This window comes from Agromyces sp. NPDC127015 (assembly GCF_042725165.1).
Lineage (GTDB): Bacteria > Actinomycetota > Actinomycetes > Actinomycetales > Microbacteriaceae > Agromyces > Agromyces chromiiresistens.
Window position 1 is genome coordinate 408,622 of sequence record NZ_JBHXDI010000004.1, and the last position, 15,740, is coordinate 424,361.

General features: G+C 71.9%; 13 protein-coding genes. 5 read left to right on the forward strand and 8 right to left on the reverse strand.

The features are described from left to right. Nucleotides 1-3: 3 nt before the first annotated feature. Nucleotides 4-876 (reverse strand): biotin--[acetyl-CoA-carboxylase] ligase, encoded by an 873-nt coding sequence (locus ACFWGP_RS14060; protein ID WP_376931175.1) that lies wholly within the window; start codon nt 874-876, stop codon nt 4-6. Between the two features lie 87 nt (nt 877-963). Between ACFWGP_RS14060 and ACFWGP_RS14065 the strand changes: the two genes are divergently transcribed. Both ACFWGP_RS14065 and ACFWGP_RS14070 read left to right on the forward strand, forming a co-directional pair. Continuing rightward, entirely contained in the window at nt 964-2,586 is a 1,623-nt protein-coding gene (locus ACFWGP_RS14065) for an acyl-CoA carboxylase subunit beta (RefSeq protein WP_231431613.1), read from the forward strand. Between the two features lie 10 nt (nt 2,587-2,596). Then, nucleotides 2,597-2,869 carry an acyl-CoA carboxylase epsilon subunit gene (locus ACFWGP_RS14070; protein ID WP_376931176.1) on the forward strand — a complete coding sequence of 91 codons (273 nt, stop codon included), beginning with the start codon at nt 2,597-2,599 and terminating at the stop codon, nt 2,867-2,869. 286 nt (nt 2,870-3,155) lie between these two features. Here the strand turns inward: ACFWGP_RS14070 and ACFWGP_RS14075 are convergent, their stop codons facing one another. From ACFWGP_RS14075 to ACFWGP_RS14090, 4 genes are all read right to left on the reverse strand, one after another. Next, nucleotides 3,156-4,166 (reverse strand): hypothetical protein, encoded by a 1,011-nt coding sequence (locus tag ACFWGP_RS14075; protein WP_231431615.1) that lies wholly within the window; start codon nt 4,164-4,166, stop codon nt 3,156-3,158. Beyond that, nucleotides 4,163-5,467, reverse strand: coding sequence for a sensor histidine kinase (locus tag ACFWGP_RS14080; protein ID WP_376931177.1), 1,305 nt, complete (start codon nt 5,465-5,467; stop codon nt 4,163-4,165). Before ACFWGP_RS14080 ends, ACFWGP_RS14075 begins: the two co-directional genes overlap by 4 nt. Next, entirely contained in the window at nt 5,454-6,131 is a 678-nt protein-coding gene (locus ACFWGP_RS14085; protein ID WP_231431617.1) for a response regulator, read from the reverse strand. Before ACFWGP_RS14085 ends, ACFWGP_RS14080 begins: the two co-directional genes overlap by 14 nt. Before the next feature lie 87 nt (nt 6,132-6,218). Further along, nucleotides 6,219-7,583: a class I SAM-dependent RNA methyltransferase gene (locus ACFWGP_RS14090; protein ID WP_376931178.1), complete on the reverse strand. Its 1,365-nt coding sequence runs from the start codon at nt 7,581-7,583 to the stop codon at nt 6,219-6,221. Between the two features lie 45 nt (nt 7,584-7,628). Here ACFWGP_RS14090 and ACFWGP_RS14095 point away from each other — a divergent pair, with 45 nt between their 5' ends. Together ACFWGP_RS14095 and ACFWGP_RS14100 are read left to right on the forward strand one after the other, a co-directional pair. Continuing rightward, nucleotides 7,629-8,270, forward strand: a complete 642-nt coding sequence (locus ACFWGP_RS14095) for a nucleoside triphosphate pyrophosphatase (RefSeq protein WP_231431619.1) — start codon at nt 7,629-7,631, stop codon at nt 8,268-8,270. A gap of 92 nt (nt 8,271-8,362) precedes the next feature. Then, nucleotides 8,363-10,132 (forward strand): biotin carboxylase N-terminal domain-containing protein, encoded by a 1,770-nt coding sequence (locus ACFWGP_RS14100; protein ID WP_231431620.1) that lies wholly within the window; start codon nt 8,363-8,365, stop codon nt 10,130-10,132. Between the two features lie 86 nt (nt 10,133-10,218). Here ACFWGP_RS14100 and ACFWGP_RS14105 read toward each other — a convergent pair whose 3' ends face one another. The 3 genes from ACFWGP_RS14105 to ACFWGP_RS14115 form a co-directional block, all read right to left on the reverse strand. Next, on the reverse strand, nt 10,219-11,658 hold the full coding sequence (locus tag ACFWGP_RS14105) for a flavin monoamine oxidase family protein (RefSeq protein WP_376931179.1): 1,440 nt from the start codon (nt 11,656-11,658) through the stop codon (nt 10,219-10,221). A gap of 141 nt (nt 11,659-11,799) precedes the next feature. Further along, complete coding sequence (locus ACFWGP_RS14110; RefSeq protein ID WP_231431622.1) at nt 11,800-13,302, reverse strand: amino acid permease; 1,503 nt, start codon at nt 13,300-13,302, stop codon at nt 11,800-11,802. Between the two features lie 94 nt (nt 13,303-13,396). Further along, the gene (locus tag ACFWGP_RS14115; protein ID WP_231431623.1) at nt 13,397-14,827 is read right to left on the reverse strand and encodes an NAD(P)H-quinone dehydrogenase; all 1,431 of its coding nucleotides are present in this window, start codon (nt 14,825-14,827) and stop codon (nt 13,397-13,399) included. Nucleotides 14,828-14,912: 85 nt separating this feature from the next. Here ACFWGP_RS14115 and ACFWGP_RS14120 point away from each other — a divergent pair, with 85 nt between their 5' ends. Next, nucleotides 14,913-15,740: a purine-nucleoside phosphorylase gene (locus tag ACFWGP_RS14120; protein ID WP_231431624.1), complete on the forward strand. Its 828-nt coding sequence runs from the start codon at nt 14,913-14,915 to the stop codon at nt 15,738-15,740.

Sequence of the window (15,740 nt, forward strand, 5' to 3'; positions counted from 1 at the left end):
CCATTAATAGCGCAGGTGGGTCACGTCGCCCGCGGCGACAGACCACGGCTCACCGTTCTCGCGGTCGATCACGACGAGCCGGCCGTCGGCGTCGAGCCGTTCGGCCAGGCCGAGCAGCTCGCGATCGCCGGGCAGCTCGACCCGCACCTCGGCGCCGATCGTGCCGCACAGCGCCGTCACCCTGCGGTCGATGCCGGCGACGGCCGCGTCGGCGCCGGCAAGGCAGAAGTCGTCGAACATCGCGAGGATCCGCCCGAGGTAGTCGGCGAGCACGGCGTCGCCGTCGGGGCGCACGCCCGTCGCCAGGAGGAGCGAGGTCGACGTGAGCGTCGGCAGGTCGTGCTCGTCGAGGGTCAGGTTGAGCCCGGCGCCGACGACGACGGCGGGCGGCTCGTCGGCGACGCCCTGCACGAGTTCCGACAGGATGCCGCAGATCTTGTAGTCCGAGACGAGCACGTCGTTCGGCCACTTCAACTCGACCGACACGCCCCCCGAGCGGTCGTCGGCGTCGTACTCGGGGTCGCTCGCGGCGACGACGGATTCGGCGGCGTCGACCGCCGCGCGCACGGCCTCGGTCATCGCCGCCCCCGCCATGAGCGGGATCCATCCGAACGCGTCGGGCGGGAACACGCGGCCGCCGGGCAGCTCCGGCCTGAGCAGGAGCGAGATCGCGAGCGTCTTGCCCGTGGGGGCGAGCCACGTGCGGCCGAGACGGCCGCGGCCCCTCGTCTGGTTGTCGGTGACGATGACCGAGCCGTGCGGCCAGGCCGCGGCATCCTCGCCCGTGGCCGCCGCGCGCAGCTCGTCGTTCGTCGACCCCGCCTCGTCGAGGAATTCGAAGCGCGGCACCGCCGCGCGCGATCGCTCCCATCCCATGACACACACCCTAGCCACGCGGCGACCTCGTTCCCTTCGACAAGGTCAGGGGGCGAGGTTGTGGAAAACCTCAACGAAGTCGCCCGGATGCTCGCCGGTAGAGTGAACGACGTGACCGAAGCGACTGACGGCCCCGACCTCTCCACGACCGCCGGCAAGCTGGCCGACCTCAAGCTGCGCTACCACGAAGCGGTGACCGCGTCGGGCGAGGCGGCGATCGAGAAGCAGCACGCCAAGGGCAAGATGACCGCGCGCGAGCGCATCGCCGAGCTCCTCGACCCGGGCTCGTTCGTCGAGTTCGACGAGTTCGTGCGCCACCGCACCCACGCCTTCGGCATGGACGCGAAGCGGCCCTACGGCGACTCGGTCGTCATCGGCACCGGAACCATCCACGGGCGCCAGGTCGCGGTGTACTCGCAGGACTTCACGATCTTCGGCGGCTCGCTCGGCGAGGTGGCCGGCGAGAAGATCATCAAGATCATGGAGCACGCCATCAAGGTGGGCGTGCCGATCATCGGCATCCTCGACTCGGGCGGCGCGCGCATCCAAGAGGGCGTGGTCGCACTCGGCAAGTACGGCGAGATCTTCCGCCGCAACACGCAGGCGTCCGGCGTCATCCCCCAGATCTCGATCATCTGCGGCCCCGCCGCGGGCGGCGCGGTCTACTCCCCTGCGCTCACCGACTTCGTGATCATGGTCGACAAGACGAGCCAGATGTTCGTCACGGGCCCCGACGTCATCAAGACGGTGACCGGCGAGGACGTCGGCATGGAGGAGCTGGGCGGCGCGCTCACGCACAACACGGTCTCGGGCGTCGCGCACTACCTCGCGAGCGACGAGTCCGACGCGCTCGACTACGCGCGCACGCTCGTCTCGTTCCTGCCCGACAACAACATGACCGACGCGCCCGTGTACGACTCCGAGGTCGAGCTCGAGATCACCGACGACGACAAGCGGCTGAACACGATCATCCCCGACTCGCCCAACCAGCCGTACGACATGCACGCGGTCATCGAGGGCGTCGTCGACCACGGCGACTTCCTCGAGGTGCAGCCGCTCTACGCGCCGAACATCGTCGTCGGCTTCGCCCGCGTCGAGGGCCGCACCGTCGGCATCATCGCGAACCAGCCCTCGCAGATGGCCGGGACGCTCAACATCGCCGCGGGCGAGAAGGCGTCGCGCTTCGTCAGGTTCTGCGACGCGTTCTCGATCCCGATCCTCACCCTCGTCGACGTGCCCGGCTACCTGCCGGGCACCGACCAGGAGTGGACCGGGGTCATCCGCCGCGGTGCGAAGCTGCTCTACGCCTACGCCGAGGCGACCGTGCCGCTCGTGACCGTCATCACCCGCAAGGCCTACGGCGGCGCCTACATCGTCATGGGCTCGAAGCAGCTCGGCGCCGACATCAACCTCGCGTGGCCGACGGCCGAGATCGCGGTGATGGGCGGCCAGGGGGCTGTCAACATCCTCTATCGCGGTGAGATCAAGCGCGCCGAGGAGGCCGGCGAAGACGTGGCGGCGGTGCGCACGAAGCTCGCGAACGAGTACACGTACAACGTGGCCTCGCCGTTCCTCGCCGCCGAGCGCGGTGAGCTCGACGGCGTCATCGAGCCCGCTGCCACCCGCGTCGCCGTCGTGAAGGCGCTGCGCGCCCTGCGCACGAAGCGCGCGAGCCTCCCGTCGAAGAAGCACGGGAACATCCCGCTGTAGGGGGCCGGCCATGAACGATCACGATTCGGATGCCTCGGCCGGAGCCGTCGCAGACCGCCAGGCCGACCCTCGGGCGGCCGACCTCCGCATCCTCACGCCCGTGAGCGACGAGGAGGCGGCAGCCGTGACCGCGGTGCTGCTCTCGGCCGTCGACGCCGAGGCCGCCGGCGACGCTTCGGCCGCCGAGGCCGAACCCGGTCGCGACCCCTGGGTGCGATCGAGCCGCGCCTTCCGCAGCCCGGTCGAGGTCGGCCCCGGCCGATGGGTGCGCTCGGCGCGCTGAGCGCGCGTGTCCCCCGATACGCGAGGGCGGCCCGAACCCGTCTCGCGCCGGGGACGCACGATGCCGTCGTCTCGTGTACCTCGCAGGGGGGACCGGGGTGTCCCCCGAAATGCTGACTGGTATCGGGCTTGCGGATCGGGAAGTATTGATTCTGCAGGCTCCACTGGAGCCGCCACAGTCATCGGTCGGGTAACCGATGACCTGTTGGGGGCGAGCCAGGGCGATATTCGGGTTGTCGCCGTGGCTCGGGCTTGAGGGGGACCGATCGAGGATCGGTCCCCCTCCTTCATTCCCGCGGGATCTCGAGCCAGAGCTCGACGTCGAGGTCGTCGGTGTCCCCCATGCCGGCTTCGGACTCACCGCTCTCGACCAGGCCGACGACCGTCACGGCGGTGGGCGAGCCCTCCGCCGCGGTCCGCGCGATGATCCGATCGGCCTGCGAGCCGGCGATCGCCTCCGCCAGCTGCGAGAGCACGCGGTCGCGGGCTGACTCGTCGAGGTCGTCGATGCCGCCCTCGTCGAGGAGCGTCACGTCGATGCCTCGCTGGCGCGCCCGGTGCACCTCGACGCGAACGGCGTCGGTGAGCAGCATCCGACCCCTGATCTCGTCTCGCACCGTCGCCTCGAGCAGGCGGCACTCGGCACGCTGGGCCTCGTCGAGCCGGCCGTCGAGGTCGGAGATGCGGCGCAGCATCGGGGCGGCGACGCGGTTCGTGTGCGCCAGCCGCATGCGGCCCTCGAACAGGTGCGCGTCCTGCGCCGCCTGCCAGGCGGCGGCCTCGCGCTCGGCCTGCGCGTACCGGCGGGTCTCGCGGCCCGCGCTCGTGAGCGCGCTCGTGAGCATGTGGGCGATCGCCACCCACACGATGCTGCCGATCACGCCGAGCGAGCCCAGTGCCAACGGTCCCGCCCAGATGACGGTCTGCACGGCGAGCGCGCCGACGCCGAGCCAGGCCGTAACGAGCCGGCGACGCGCCGCGGCGATGGTCATGAGGGTGCCGACCGCAGCGACGTACCAGGTCGCGTAGCCGTTGTCGGCGGACGGATCGAGCTGGCCGGTGACGAGCACCGGCACGACGATGCTCACGGCGAGGTCGAAGGCGGCCAGCCAGTCGGGCATGCGGATGCGACGTGTCGGCCAGAGGCTCATGGTCGTCGCCGCCGCGTAGAGCACGAGCGCGGCGGCCGCGGGCCACGGCGACGCAGGCACGCCGATCGAGTAGATGCCGAGGACGACGTGGTAGGCCGAGAAGAGCGCGCCGAGTACGAGCAGGAGCCAGCGCGGGATCGTGATCACGTGTCGGCCCCCTCGCCGTCCTCGGCCGGCCCGCCCAGCCGGCCCGTCTCCGTCCGCGGCGCGTGCCCGGCCCCCGCCGGCCATGCCAGCGTCACGTTCGTGCCGTGGCCGGGCCGTGAGTCGATGTCGGCGCTGCCGCCGACGTTCGACATCCGCTCCTCGATCGAGACCCGGAGGCCCAGCCGCACGGGCGGCACCGCCGCGATGTCGAACCCGACGCCGTTGTCGGAGATCTCGATGACGCAGCCACCCGCCCGAACTCCTCGGATGCGGATGTCGCGACGGACCCGGCGGCCCGGCTCACCGGCGTGCTGCAGGCTGTTGACCATCGCCTGCACCGAGGCGGTGTAGAGCGCATCGATCGCCTCGACCGGCAACTCGACGCCCGCCGCGTTGACGACGCGCACCGTGAACGGCGTCGAGAACGTCGTGAGGGCGGCGCGCAGGCGACGCACGAGCACGGCGAGCCCGACCCGGTCGAGCGCCCGTGGTCCGGTCGCACCCGCCTCGTCGAGCCGGTGCAGCGCGTCGCGCGCCATCCTCGCGGCGAGCTGCTGCTCGCCCGGCGTGGTCGCCGCGGCGGCCGACAGCAGCGTCGTGAGCACGCTGTCGTGCACGAGGGCGTCGACCTTGATCCGCTCCGTCTCGGTGGCGTGCTGCCTGGCGGCGAGGTCGTATCGCTCGAGCGCCGCCTCCTGCGCGTTGTCGACCGACTCGGCGGCCTCGCGGAGCATCGTGATGATCGCGAGCACCACGACGCCGAGCACCACGACGCCGAGCACCATCGCGTAGACCGCGTCGAGCACGGCGAGCAGCGGTGGCGCCCCGCCGCCGGACGGCGTGGCGCGGATCACCCCGTAGATCGCCGGCACGACGAACGTGTACGCGGCCGCCCAGACCGGCGGCAGGGCGACGACGGCGGCGGTCGTCGCGACGGTGCAGAGGTAGTAGAGCCATGGGGTCGATCCGTCGAGCGCCTCGGTGTCGGTGACGAGCAACGGCCAGACGATGAGCGCGACCGCGTAGAGCCCGGCGAAGACGAGGCACGCGACCCGCACGGCCGACTTCATGACGGTCGCCACGGCGAGCGCGGCGATCGCCCCATAGAGCCCCGCCATGAGCGCGGCCCCTGAGCCCCGCCCGAGCGCATCGGCCTGCGCGAGCGCGAGCGGCACCGTCTGCGCGCCGAACACGAGGCCGAACAGCCCGAGCGCCCGGGAGACGATCGTCTCGACCTGGGCCCGGGTCACGGTGGCACGGCGCCGCGCGAGGCGGGGCACCCGCCATTCAGGCGCGGGCATCTCCGCCGTCGGAGTCGAGCCCTGGCAGGATGCCGTCTTCGACCGCCCGACGCAGCAGGTCGACCTTCGTGGGGGCGGGCCGCCCGACCTCGACGTACTTCGCACGGATGCGGTCGAGGTATTCACGGGCGGTGGAGTGCGCGATGCCGAGCTGGATCGCGACCGCCTTGAGGGGCAGCCCCGAGGCGTAGAGGTGCAGCACGTCGCGTTCGCGCCGGCCGAGCTGCGCCTTCGCGAAGTCGCGATCGGCCTCGATCGCGCTCGCCCACTCGACGTTGTTCAGCACGCCGCCGCCGGCGACCGTCGCGATCGCGGCGATGACCGCGGACATCGGAGAGGCCTTCGGGATGACGCCCGCGGCACCGGCGGCGAGGGACTCGCGCACGGCCGCGACGCGGTCGGCGATGCTGTGCACGAGCACGGCGCTGCCGGTGCGGAGGACGGCCCGCACGTTCTCGGTCACGGTCGTGCCGTCGCCGAGCGAGAGGTCGAGCACCACGACGTCGCACGGACGCCCGTCGATGACGGGGATCAGGCTCGCGACGTCGGCCGTGTCGGCCACCACGACGTACCCGGCGGACTCGCAGGCGGCCCGGAGGCCGAGCCGCACGGCCTCGTGGTCGTCGACGATCGCCACGGTCGCCGGATGCGCGCCGTCTGCCACGAGGTCCCCCTTCTCGTCGGTTGCGGGCTCGAGTACACGATAGCGCTCGAGCGGCCCGCCGGCCGCGTCGCGGCGTGCGGCCCCGCGCTACTCGTGCACCGTCAGCCGGGCCACCGCCTCGACGTGATGGGTGTTGGGGAAGAGGTCGAACGCGCGAAGCTCGTCGAGCTCGTAGCCGTGCTCGCGCAGGAGCCCGATGTCGCGGGCGAGCGCGACCGGGTCGCAGGCGACGTAGACGAGCTGGCGCGGACGGAGCTCGGCGAGCCGGTCGACGACCTGCCGCCCCGCGCCAGACCGCGGCGGATCGAGCACCACCGTGGCGGCGCGCAGGCGGTCGCGCTCGGTGCGCCCCGCGCTCGCGGCGAGCTCGTCGAGGTAGCGGTCGACGCGCCCCGTCACCGCCCGTGCGCCGACCCAGTCCGCGAGGTTGGCGCCGGCGTGCTCGGTCGCGCGGGCGTCGGACTCGACGCTCGTGATCCGCACCGTCTCGCCGAAGCGGTCTCCCACGGCGGCCGCGAGCAGGCCAACGCCGCCGTAGAGGTCGTGGTTCGCGGCGCGGGGGTCGAACAGGTCGGCGTCGACGAGCTGCTGCACTGCCGCGGTCAGGGTGGCGGCGGCGGCGCGGTGCACCTGCCAGAAGCCGCCCCGGTCGAGCCCGAAGACACGATCCCCGACCTGCTCCTCGACGCGCTGGCGGCGTCCGCCCCGCGTCGTCTCGCCGGTGTCGACGACGACCCACGGGTTTCCGACCGAGGGGGCGACGAGGTCGACGGCATGCGCCCCGGCGAAACGCTCGTCGAGGGGCGCGAGAGGGGTCAGTTCGGGCACGGCGAGCGGGACGGACGCGACGGGCACCACCCGGTGGCTCCGAGCGGCGTACGGGCCGACTCGGCCCTCGGCGTCGACCTGCAGTCGCAGTCGCGTGCGCCAGCCCGTGCCGAGTTCGGCATCGGCTCCCGGCGCGAGTGCGGGGTCGACCGCCTCGACCTCGACGGCCCGTTCGATCCCGCCGAACCGCGCGAGGGCGTCGACGAGCACCTCGGCCTTCAGCGCACGCTGGCGCGCCATGGCGATGTGGCCGAATTCGGCGCCGCCCGCGCGGCGCTCGGGGGCGCGGTCGACGCCCGCCTCGGACCACGGGTGCTCGCGGCGGTCGGCCGAGGCGTCGAGCACCTCGAGCGTGTCGGCGCGCCAGAAGCTCGCCTTGCCGCTGTCGCTCACACGGGCGCGGACGCGCTCGCCCGGGATGGCGTCGGCGACGAACACGACCCGACCCTCATGCCGTGCGACGGCGACACCGCCGTGGGCGATGCGCTCGACGTCGAGCTCGAGCACCGGCCCGTCGAGCCGGGGCTCGGCGGGGGCCGGGCGGGGCGTGCGGGGCGCAGTCGTGCCGGTTCCCGCCGGGCGGCGGCGCGAGCGGTCGGTGCGTCGACGATCGGGATTCACCATGCGTCGAGCATTCCACAGCAGCCTGACCGCGGGCAGGATGGGAGGATGCGCCTCTACCTCGCCTCGACGTCGCCCGCCCGCCTGCAGACCCTGCGTGCGGCGGGCATCGAGCCGATCGCGGTGCCGCCCGGCGTCGACGAGGAGGCCGCCGTCGCGGCGCACGAGGCCGACCACGGGCCGCTCGCCGCGCGCGACATGGTGCAGCTTCTCGCCCGCGCGAAGGCCGAGGCCCTCGTGGGCGCCGAGCCCGGCGGCGAGCCGATCGACGGACTCATCCTCGGCGGGGACTCGGCGTTCCTCACGAGCGGCGCGATCCACGGCAAGCCGCACACGCCCGAGGTCGCGAAGGCGCGCTGGCTCGCCCAGAACGGCGGGCACGGCGACCTCTGGTCGGGGCACTGGCTCATCGACCACCGCGACGGCCGGGTGAACGGCGCGGTCGGGCGCCCCGATGTCGCGACCGTGCGGTTCGCGGCCCTCGACGAGGCCGAGATCGACGCGTACATCGCGTCGGGTGAGCCGCTCCTCGTCGCGGGCGCGTTCACGGTCGACTCGCTCGGCGGGCCGTTCATCCGACGGGTCGAGGGCGATCCGTCGACGGTCGTGGGCCTCTCGTTGTCGACCCTGCGCGACCTCGTCCGCGAACTCGGCGTCGACTGGACCTCGCTGTGGAACCGCGCGGGCTGATCGCGCGATTGTCGACTGCCGCAAGAGACATCCATTCATTTTGTGGAGGTCGCCCAAAGGTGTGACGTGCCCGCGCAATAGGCTTGGGGATTATGCCGCGCATCACCAAGGTCCTCATCGCCAACCGTGGAGAGATCGCCGTCCGCGTCATCCGCGCCGCTCGCGACGCCGGCCTCGGCTCGGTCGCCGTGTACGCCGACCAGGACCGCGACGCCCGCCACGTGAAGCTCGCCGACGAGGCGTACGCCCTCGACGGCACCACGAGCGCCGACACGTACCTGGTCATCGACAAGATCCTCTCGGTCGCGCGGCGCTCGGGCGCCGACGCCGTGCACCCGGGCTACGGCTTCCTCGCCGAGAACCCCGACTTCGCCCGCGCCGTCATCGAGGCGGGCCTCATCTGGATCGGGCCGTCGCCCGAGGCGATCGAGCGGCTGGGCGACAAGGTCTCGGCGCGGCACGTCGCCGAGAAGGTGGGCGCACCGCTCGCGCCCGGCACGCTCAACCCAGTGGCTGACGCCTCGGAGGTGCTCGACTTCGTCGACGTGCACGGTCTCCCCGTCGCGATCAAGGCGGCGTTCGGCGGCGGCGGTCGCGGCCTCAAGGTCGCCCGCGAACGCGACGAGGTCGCCGAGCTCTTCGAGTCGGCCACCCGCGAGGCCGTCGCGGCGTTCGGCCGCGGCGAGTGCTTCGTCGAGAAGTACCTCGACAAGCCGCGCCACGTCGAGACCCAGTGCCTCGCCGACCAGCACGGCAACGTCGTGGTCGTGTCGACCCGCGACTGCTCGCTGCAGCGCCGCCACCAGAAGCTCGTCGAAGAGGCGCCCGCGCCCTTCCTCACCGACGCCCAGGTCGAGGCCCTCTACAGCGCCTCGAAGGCCATCCTCAAGGAGGTCGGCTACGTCGGCGCGGGCACCTGCGAGTTCCTCATCGGCCAGGACGGCACGGTCTCGTTCCTCGAGGTGAACACCCGCCTGCAGGTCGAGCACCCCGTCTCCGAGGAGGTCACCGGGCTCGACCTCGTGCGCGAGCAGTTCCGCCTCGCCGAGGGCGGCGTGCTCGACTACCCCGACCCCGTGACCCAGGGGCACTCGATCGAGTTCCGCATCAACGGCGAAGACCCCGGTCGCGGCTTCCTCCCCGCTCCCGGCCCGATCCACCAGCTCCGCTTCCCCGGCGGGCCCGGCGTGCGCGTCGACTCGGGCGTCACGAGCGGCGACGAGATCTCGGGGGCGTTCGACTCGCTGCTCGCGAAGCTCATCGTCACCGGACGCGATCGCAAGGACGCGCTCGAGCGTGCACGACGCGCCCTCGACGAGTTCGAGGTCGCGGGGCTCCCGACGGTGCTGCCCTTCCACCGCGACATCGTCGACAACCCCGCCTTCGCGCCGGCCGGCGACGAGCCCTTCTCGGTCTACACCCGCTGGATCGAGACCGAGTACGACAACCGCCTCGAACCGTGGTCGGGCGAGCTCGAAGAGACGAGCGGCCCCGCCGCGCGTTCGAACGTCGTCGTCGAGGTCGCCGGTCGTCGCATCGAGGTCAGCCTGCCGAAGCGACTCGCCGGCGGGGCATCCCTCTCGCACACCGCCGGCGCCGCGCCGCGCCGCCGGAGCGGTTCGCACACCGTCGACACGGGCACCGGCAATGCCGTGAAGGCGCCCATGCAGGCCACCGTCGTGAAGGTCGCCGTCGCCGAGGGCGACAAGGTCGTCAAGGGCGACCTCGTGCTCGTGCTCGAGGCGATGAAGATGGAGCAGCCGATCGTCGCCCATAAGGACGGCGTCATCGGCGGCATCAACGCCGAGCCCGGCGCGACCGTGTCGAGCGGGCACCTGCTGCTCTCGATCGCCGACGCCTGATCCCCACGGACGAACGGGATGCCGCGAGCTCATCGCTCGCGGCATCCCGTTCGTCCGTCCGGGGAGTGCCGGCACGGCACGGACCCTCAGCGGAGTGCGAGCGCGGCGAGCGCCTGCTTCGCCGCCGTGATGCCCGAGTTTCGCGACGAGTGGATCGTGCTCGTCACCATGCCGGCCCAGAAGACCGTGTCGTCGATCGGCCCGTTGAGCCCGGTGCGTCGCGAGAACGGGCCAGGGTAGGCGCCCCGGGCGAACTCGTCCTTCGACCAGTCGTAGGTCGAGGCGTTGACGGCCTGCAACCCCTGGTCGCCGACGGCGGTGCGCACGTTGTCGAGCGCCGCCGCGAGCCGCTCGGCCTCGGGCAGGTCGAGCAGATCCTGCGCGACACCGCCGGTCGCCCACGCGACCGCGATCTCCCCGTGATAGCCGGGCGTTCCGAGTGAGGCGTTCCAGAGGCTCGGCGGGCGCTTCGAGAAGGTCGTCATGACGTCCCACTGCCGCGCGACCGGGTGGCCCGGCGGCACCACCGGCGCCGCGAACTCCAGGATGCCCTTGAACACCGGCAGGTACTCGATCTCCTGGAGCCCGTCGCGACGGTCGGCGGGCAGCGGCGGGTCGAAGGTCACGTCGCCGTGCTTCAGCACGCCGCCCGGCAACGCCACGACGAGCGTCTTCGCCTGGTAGCTGCCGCGACTCGTGTGCACGTCGACGCGGCCGGCCCGATGCTCGACCGTGTGCACCCGCGCGCCGAGCCGGATCGGCAGCCCGGCCGCGAGCGGCCTGAGCACCTGGTCGTAGCCGCCGATCACACGGTGATCGTCGTAGGGATCCGGGAACGGCGTCGACGCCGAGACGTCCTGTTCGGCGATCGCCCACGCGACCGTGTCGACGACCCACGCCGCCGGCAGCACGTCGAACTGCTCGGAGTCGACCTCGATCGCGGCGAGCAGGATGGGGTAGTTCTCGCGCGGGATGCCGACGCGCTCGAGCCAGGCGAGCGCCGTCTCGCCGTCGGCCGGCTCGGGCAGCGGGCCGACCGGCGAACCGAGCGGGAACTTCAACGACGCGTACGTCGTGCCGTCGAGCCACGGCGTACCGGGCGCGAGCCGGCCCCAGATCGACTGCTGGCGCCGGGTCGTGATGCCCTCCGCCTCGATGAGGTCCCAGGTCGAGGCCCGGCTGCCGTGTACGAGCTCCGCACCGCGCTCGATCGGGATGGACATGGTCGTGCGATCGGTCCACATGCGCCCGCCGATCCGGTCGCGCGCCTCGAGCACGAGCACGCTGCGTCCCGCGTCGGCGAGCGTGCGTGCGGCGCCGAGCCCGGATGCGCCGGCACCGAGCACGATCGCATCCCACATGCGGTGGTCGGAGCCCGTGCCGACCGGCCGGCGAGCGCCAGCGGTGAGCGCGACGGTCGCCGCACCGGCCACGCCTGCTGCGCCGATCCCGAGCACGGCCCGTCGCGTGACACCTCCCCCGCCGGCCGTGGTCGTCGTCGTACCCGTCGCGCGTGTCGCGGTCATCTCCGCCTCCTGGAACCTCGTCGTCACCGGTGGGTCGGTCGCGGCGTCATCGCCCGATCGACGCTGGATGATTCGGAGACTATCGACGGGTGAACATCGATGTCAACGCTGTTGACAGGATCGGAGTGGAGCAGCGACCCGTCAGGTTCCCTGGGCCGTCGGCAGCTCGACCTCGCTGACCCGCTCGCCGGCGAGCCGAGAGCGACGCCGACCGTAGAGCAGGTAGATGACGACGCCGAGCGCGAGCCAGACGAGGAAGCGCACCCAGGTGAGCGTCGTGAGGTTGAGCATGAGCCAGACGCAGAGCGCGGCCGACAGGATCGGAAGCACCGGGGACAACGGCACGCGGAACCCGCGCGGCAGGTCGGGCCGGGTGCGACGCAGCACGACGATGCCGACCGACACGAGCACGAAGGCCGACAGCGTGCCGATGTTGATCATCTCCTCGAGGAGCCCCACATCGGTGAAGGCGGCGACGAGCGCGACCACGGTGCCGCCGATGATCTGGATACGGGCGGGCGTCTTCGTGTGCTCGGTCGTCTTCGACAGCCATCGCGGCAGCAGCCCGTCGCGGCTCATCGCGAACACGATGCGCGAGAGGCCGAGCAGCAGCACCATGATCACCGTCGTGAGGCCGGCGAGCGCGCCGAGCGAGATGACGGCCGACGCCCAGTCCTGCCCGACCAGCCGGAACGCGGTCGCGAGCGACGGCGTCTCCTCCGCGGCGAGCTCGGTGTACGACACCATGCCCGTCATCACGATCGAGACGAGTACGTAGAGCAGGGTCACGATGCCGAGGCCGAGGAAGATGCCGCGCGGCAGCCGCTTCTGGGGCTCGCGCACCTCCTCGGCACTCGTGGCGACGACGTCGAACCCGATGAAGGCGAAGAAGACGAGGGAGGCCGCGGCGAGCATGCCGAACACGCCGTACTGCGCCGGCGCGGCACCCGTGAGCCAGGCGAAGAGCGACTGCGTCCAGGCATCCTCGGCACCGCCCGTCGTCGGCACCGCCTCGGGGATGAAGGGCGTGAAGTTCGAGGCCTGCACGAAGAAGAAGCCCACGACGATCACGAAGAGCACGATCGCGACCTTGATGAGCGTGAACACGGCGCCGACGCGCGCCGTGAGCTTCGTCCCGGCGACGAGCAGGACGGTGAAGACCGCGACGATGAGGAATGCCGGCCAGCTGACCTCGACCCCGCCGATGGAGAGGGTCGCCGGGAACGGCACGCCGAAGGCGAGCAGCGCCTCGGAGAGGTACACGCCCCAGTACTTCGCGAGCACGGCGGCGGCCGTGAACATCTCGAGGATGAGGTCCCAGCCGATGATCCACGCGAGGAGCTCGCCCATCGTGGCGTACGTGAAGGTGTACGCGCTGCCCGCGACGGGCACCGTCGAGGCGAACTCCGCGTAGCACATGATCGCGAGCCCGCACGTGATCGCAGCGAGCACGAACGAGAGGATCACGCTCGGGCCGGCGTAGTTCGCCGCGGCCTGCGCCCCGACCGAGAAGATGCCAGCCCCGACCGCGACGGCGATGCCCATGAGCGCGAGGTCCCAGGTGCCGAGCGAGCGTTTGAGGCTGCGGCTCTCGTCGCTCGAGTCGGCGATCGAGGCCTCGACCGATTTCACGCGCAGGTTCATCGCTCCCCCAAGCGGTCATCGCGCCGCGGGCGCGGCGCTGCGTGTGCCCAGCGTACGCCCGGGTCGGTGCGGGCGGGGCGTCGGGACGCGCGCGTCAGCGCACGATGTGCATGGCCCGCGCGGCGTCGGTGAGCGAGCCCGACAGCGACGGGTACACCGGGAACGCCTCGGCGAACTGGTCGACCGTGAGCCGGTGCTCGACGGCGAGCGCGAGCGGGAAGATGAGCTCCGACGCCTTCGGCGCGACGATGACGCCGCCGATGATCGAGCCCGAACCGCTCGAGGCGAAGAGCTTCACGAAGCCCTCGCGGATGCCCATCATCTTCGCCCGCGGGTTCGACGAGAGCGGCAGCTTGTAGACGACGCCCGGCACGACGCCCTCCTCGATCTCCTTCTCGGTCCAGCCGACGGTCGCGATCTCGGGCTGCGTGAAGATGTTCGAGGTGATGTTGCGGTTCTCGGGCGGGTTCACGACGTCGCCCATCGCGTGGAACACGGCCGTGCGCCCCTGCATCGAGGCGACCGAGGCGAGCGGCATGAACGTCGTGCAGTCGCCGGCGGCGTAGATGTTCGGCATCGACGTGCGCGCGACCCGGTTGACCCGGATGTGCCCCGACTCGGCGAGCTGCACGCCCGCCTCCTCGAGGCCGAGGTCACGGGTGTTCGGCACCGATCCGACCGCCATGAGGCAGTGCGAGCCCTGCACCTGCCGTCCGTCGGACAGCGTCGCGACGACGCCGTCGCCGTCGCGCACGACCGACTCGGCCCGCGACTTGTTCAGCACCTTCATGCCGTTGCGCTTGAACACCTTCTCGATGACGGATGCCGCGTCGGCGTCCTCCCCGGGCAGCACCTGGTCCCGGCTCGAGATGAGCGTGACCTTCGCCCCGAGGGCGCGGTACGCCGAGGCGAACTCGGCGCCCGTGACGCCGGAGCCCACGACGATGAGGTGCTCGGGCACCTGCTGGAGCGAGTAGAGCTGGGTCCACGTGAGGATGCGCTCGCCGTCGGGCACCGCGGTCGGCAGCACGCGCGGCGTCGCGCCGACCGAGAGCACGAGCGTGTCGGCCTCGATGCGGTCGAAGTCGGTGCCGCCCTTGGCGGTCGCGACGATCACGGCGTTCGGACCGTCGAGGCGACCCTCGCCGTGCACGAGGTGCACGCCGGCCTCGAGCAGGTTCGAGCGCATGTCTTCGGACTGCTGCGCCGCGAGGCCGAGCAGCCGCTTGTTCACGGCGGCGAGGTTGATCGCGACCTGGGGCTTCACGGCCTTGTCGGCCTCGCCCTTCGCGTAGAACTGCACGCCGAGGTCGGCCGCCTCCTTCACCGCGTTCGACGCCTCCGCCGTAGCGATGAGCGACTTCGAGGGCACGACGTCGGTGAGCACGGCCGAACCGCCCACGCCCGCCCGCTCGACCAAGGTGACCTCGGCCCCGAGCTGCGCCGCGGCGAGTGCGGCTTCGTACCCGCCGGGCCCCCCTCCGAGGACGGCGATCCGTTGCGTGCGCTCGAACTCGTAGGCCATGCTCATATTCTGTCAGTTCCCCGTGCCCGGCCAGCACATGAGCGGCGCCGTGCCCGAAGCATCCGGTGGGTTCTAGAGTGGTGGGATGCACGATGCCAACCCGCTCGACGCGCCCTCAGCTGACCCCTTCGCCATCGCCCGTGAGGCTGCGGCGCAGATCGCCGCCCTGACCGGGGTCGAGCGGCACGACATCGCCCTCACGCTCGGTTCGGGCTGGGGCAAGGCCGCGGAGCTCATCGGCGAGACGACGCACACGATCGCCGCGACCGACGTGCCCGGCTTCTCGAAGCCCGCCGTCGAGGGCCACGTCGGCACGCTTCGCTCGGTGCTGCTGCCGACCGGCAAGCGCGCGCTGGTCATCGGCGCCCGCACCCACTACTACGAGCGCCACGGCGTGCGCCGGGTCGTGCACTCGGTGCGCACGGCGGCCGCGACGGGTGCCACGACGATGATCCTCACGAACGGCGCCGGTGGCATCAAGGAGCACTGGAAGCCCGGCACGCCCGTGCTCATCAGCGATCACATCAACCTCACGGCCGACTCGCCGCTCGAGGGCGCGACGTTCGTCGACCTCACCGACCTCTACTCCCAGCGGCTGCGCGACCTCGCGCACTCGATCGACCCGACCCTCGACGAGGGCGTCTACTGCCAGTTCACCGGCCCCCACTACGAGACTCCCGCCGAGGTGCAGATGGCGAAGGCCATCGGCGGGCACATCGTCGGCATGTCGACCGCGCTCGAGGCCATCGCCGCGCGCCAGTCGGGCATGGAGGTGCTCGGCATGTCGCTCATCACGAACCTCGCGGCCGGCATCCAGCAGACGCCGCTCAGCCACCAGGAGGTCATCGAGGCCGGCCAGGCCGCCGAGCCCGTGATCAGCGCCCTGCTCGCGAAGATCGTCGCCTCGCTCTAG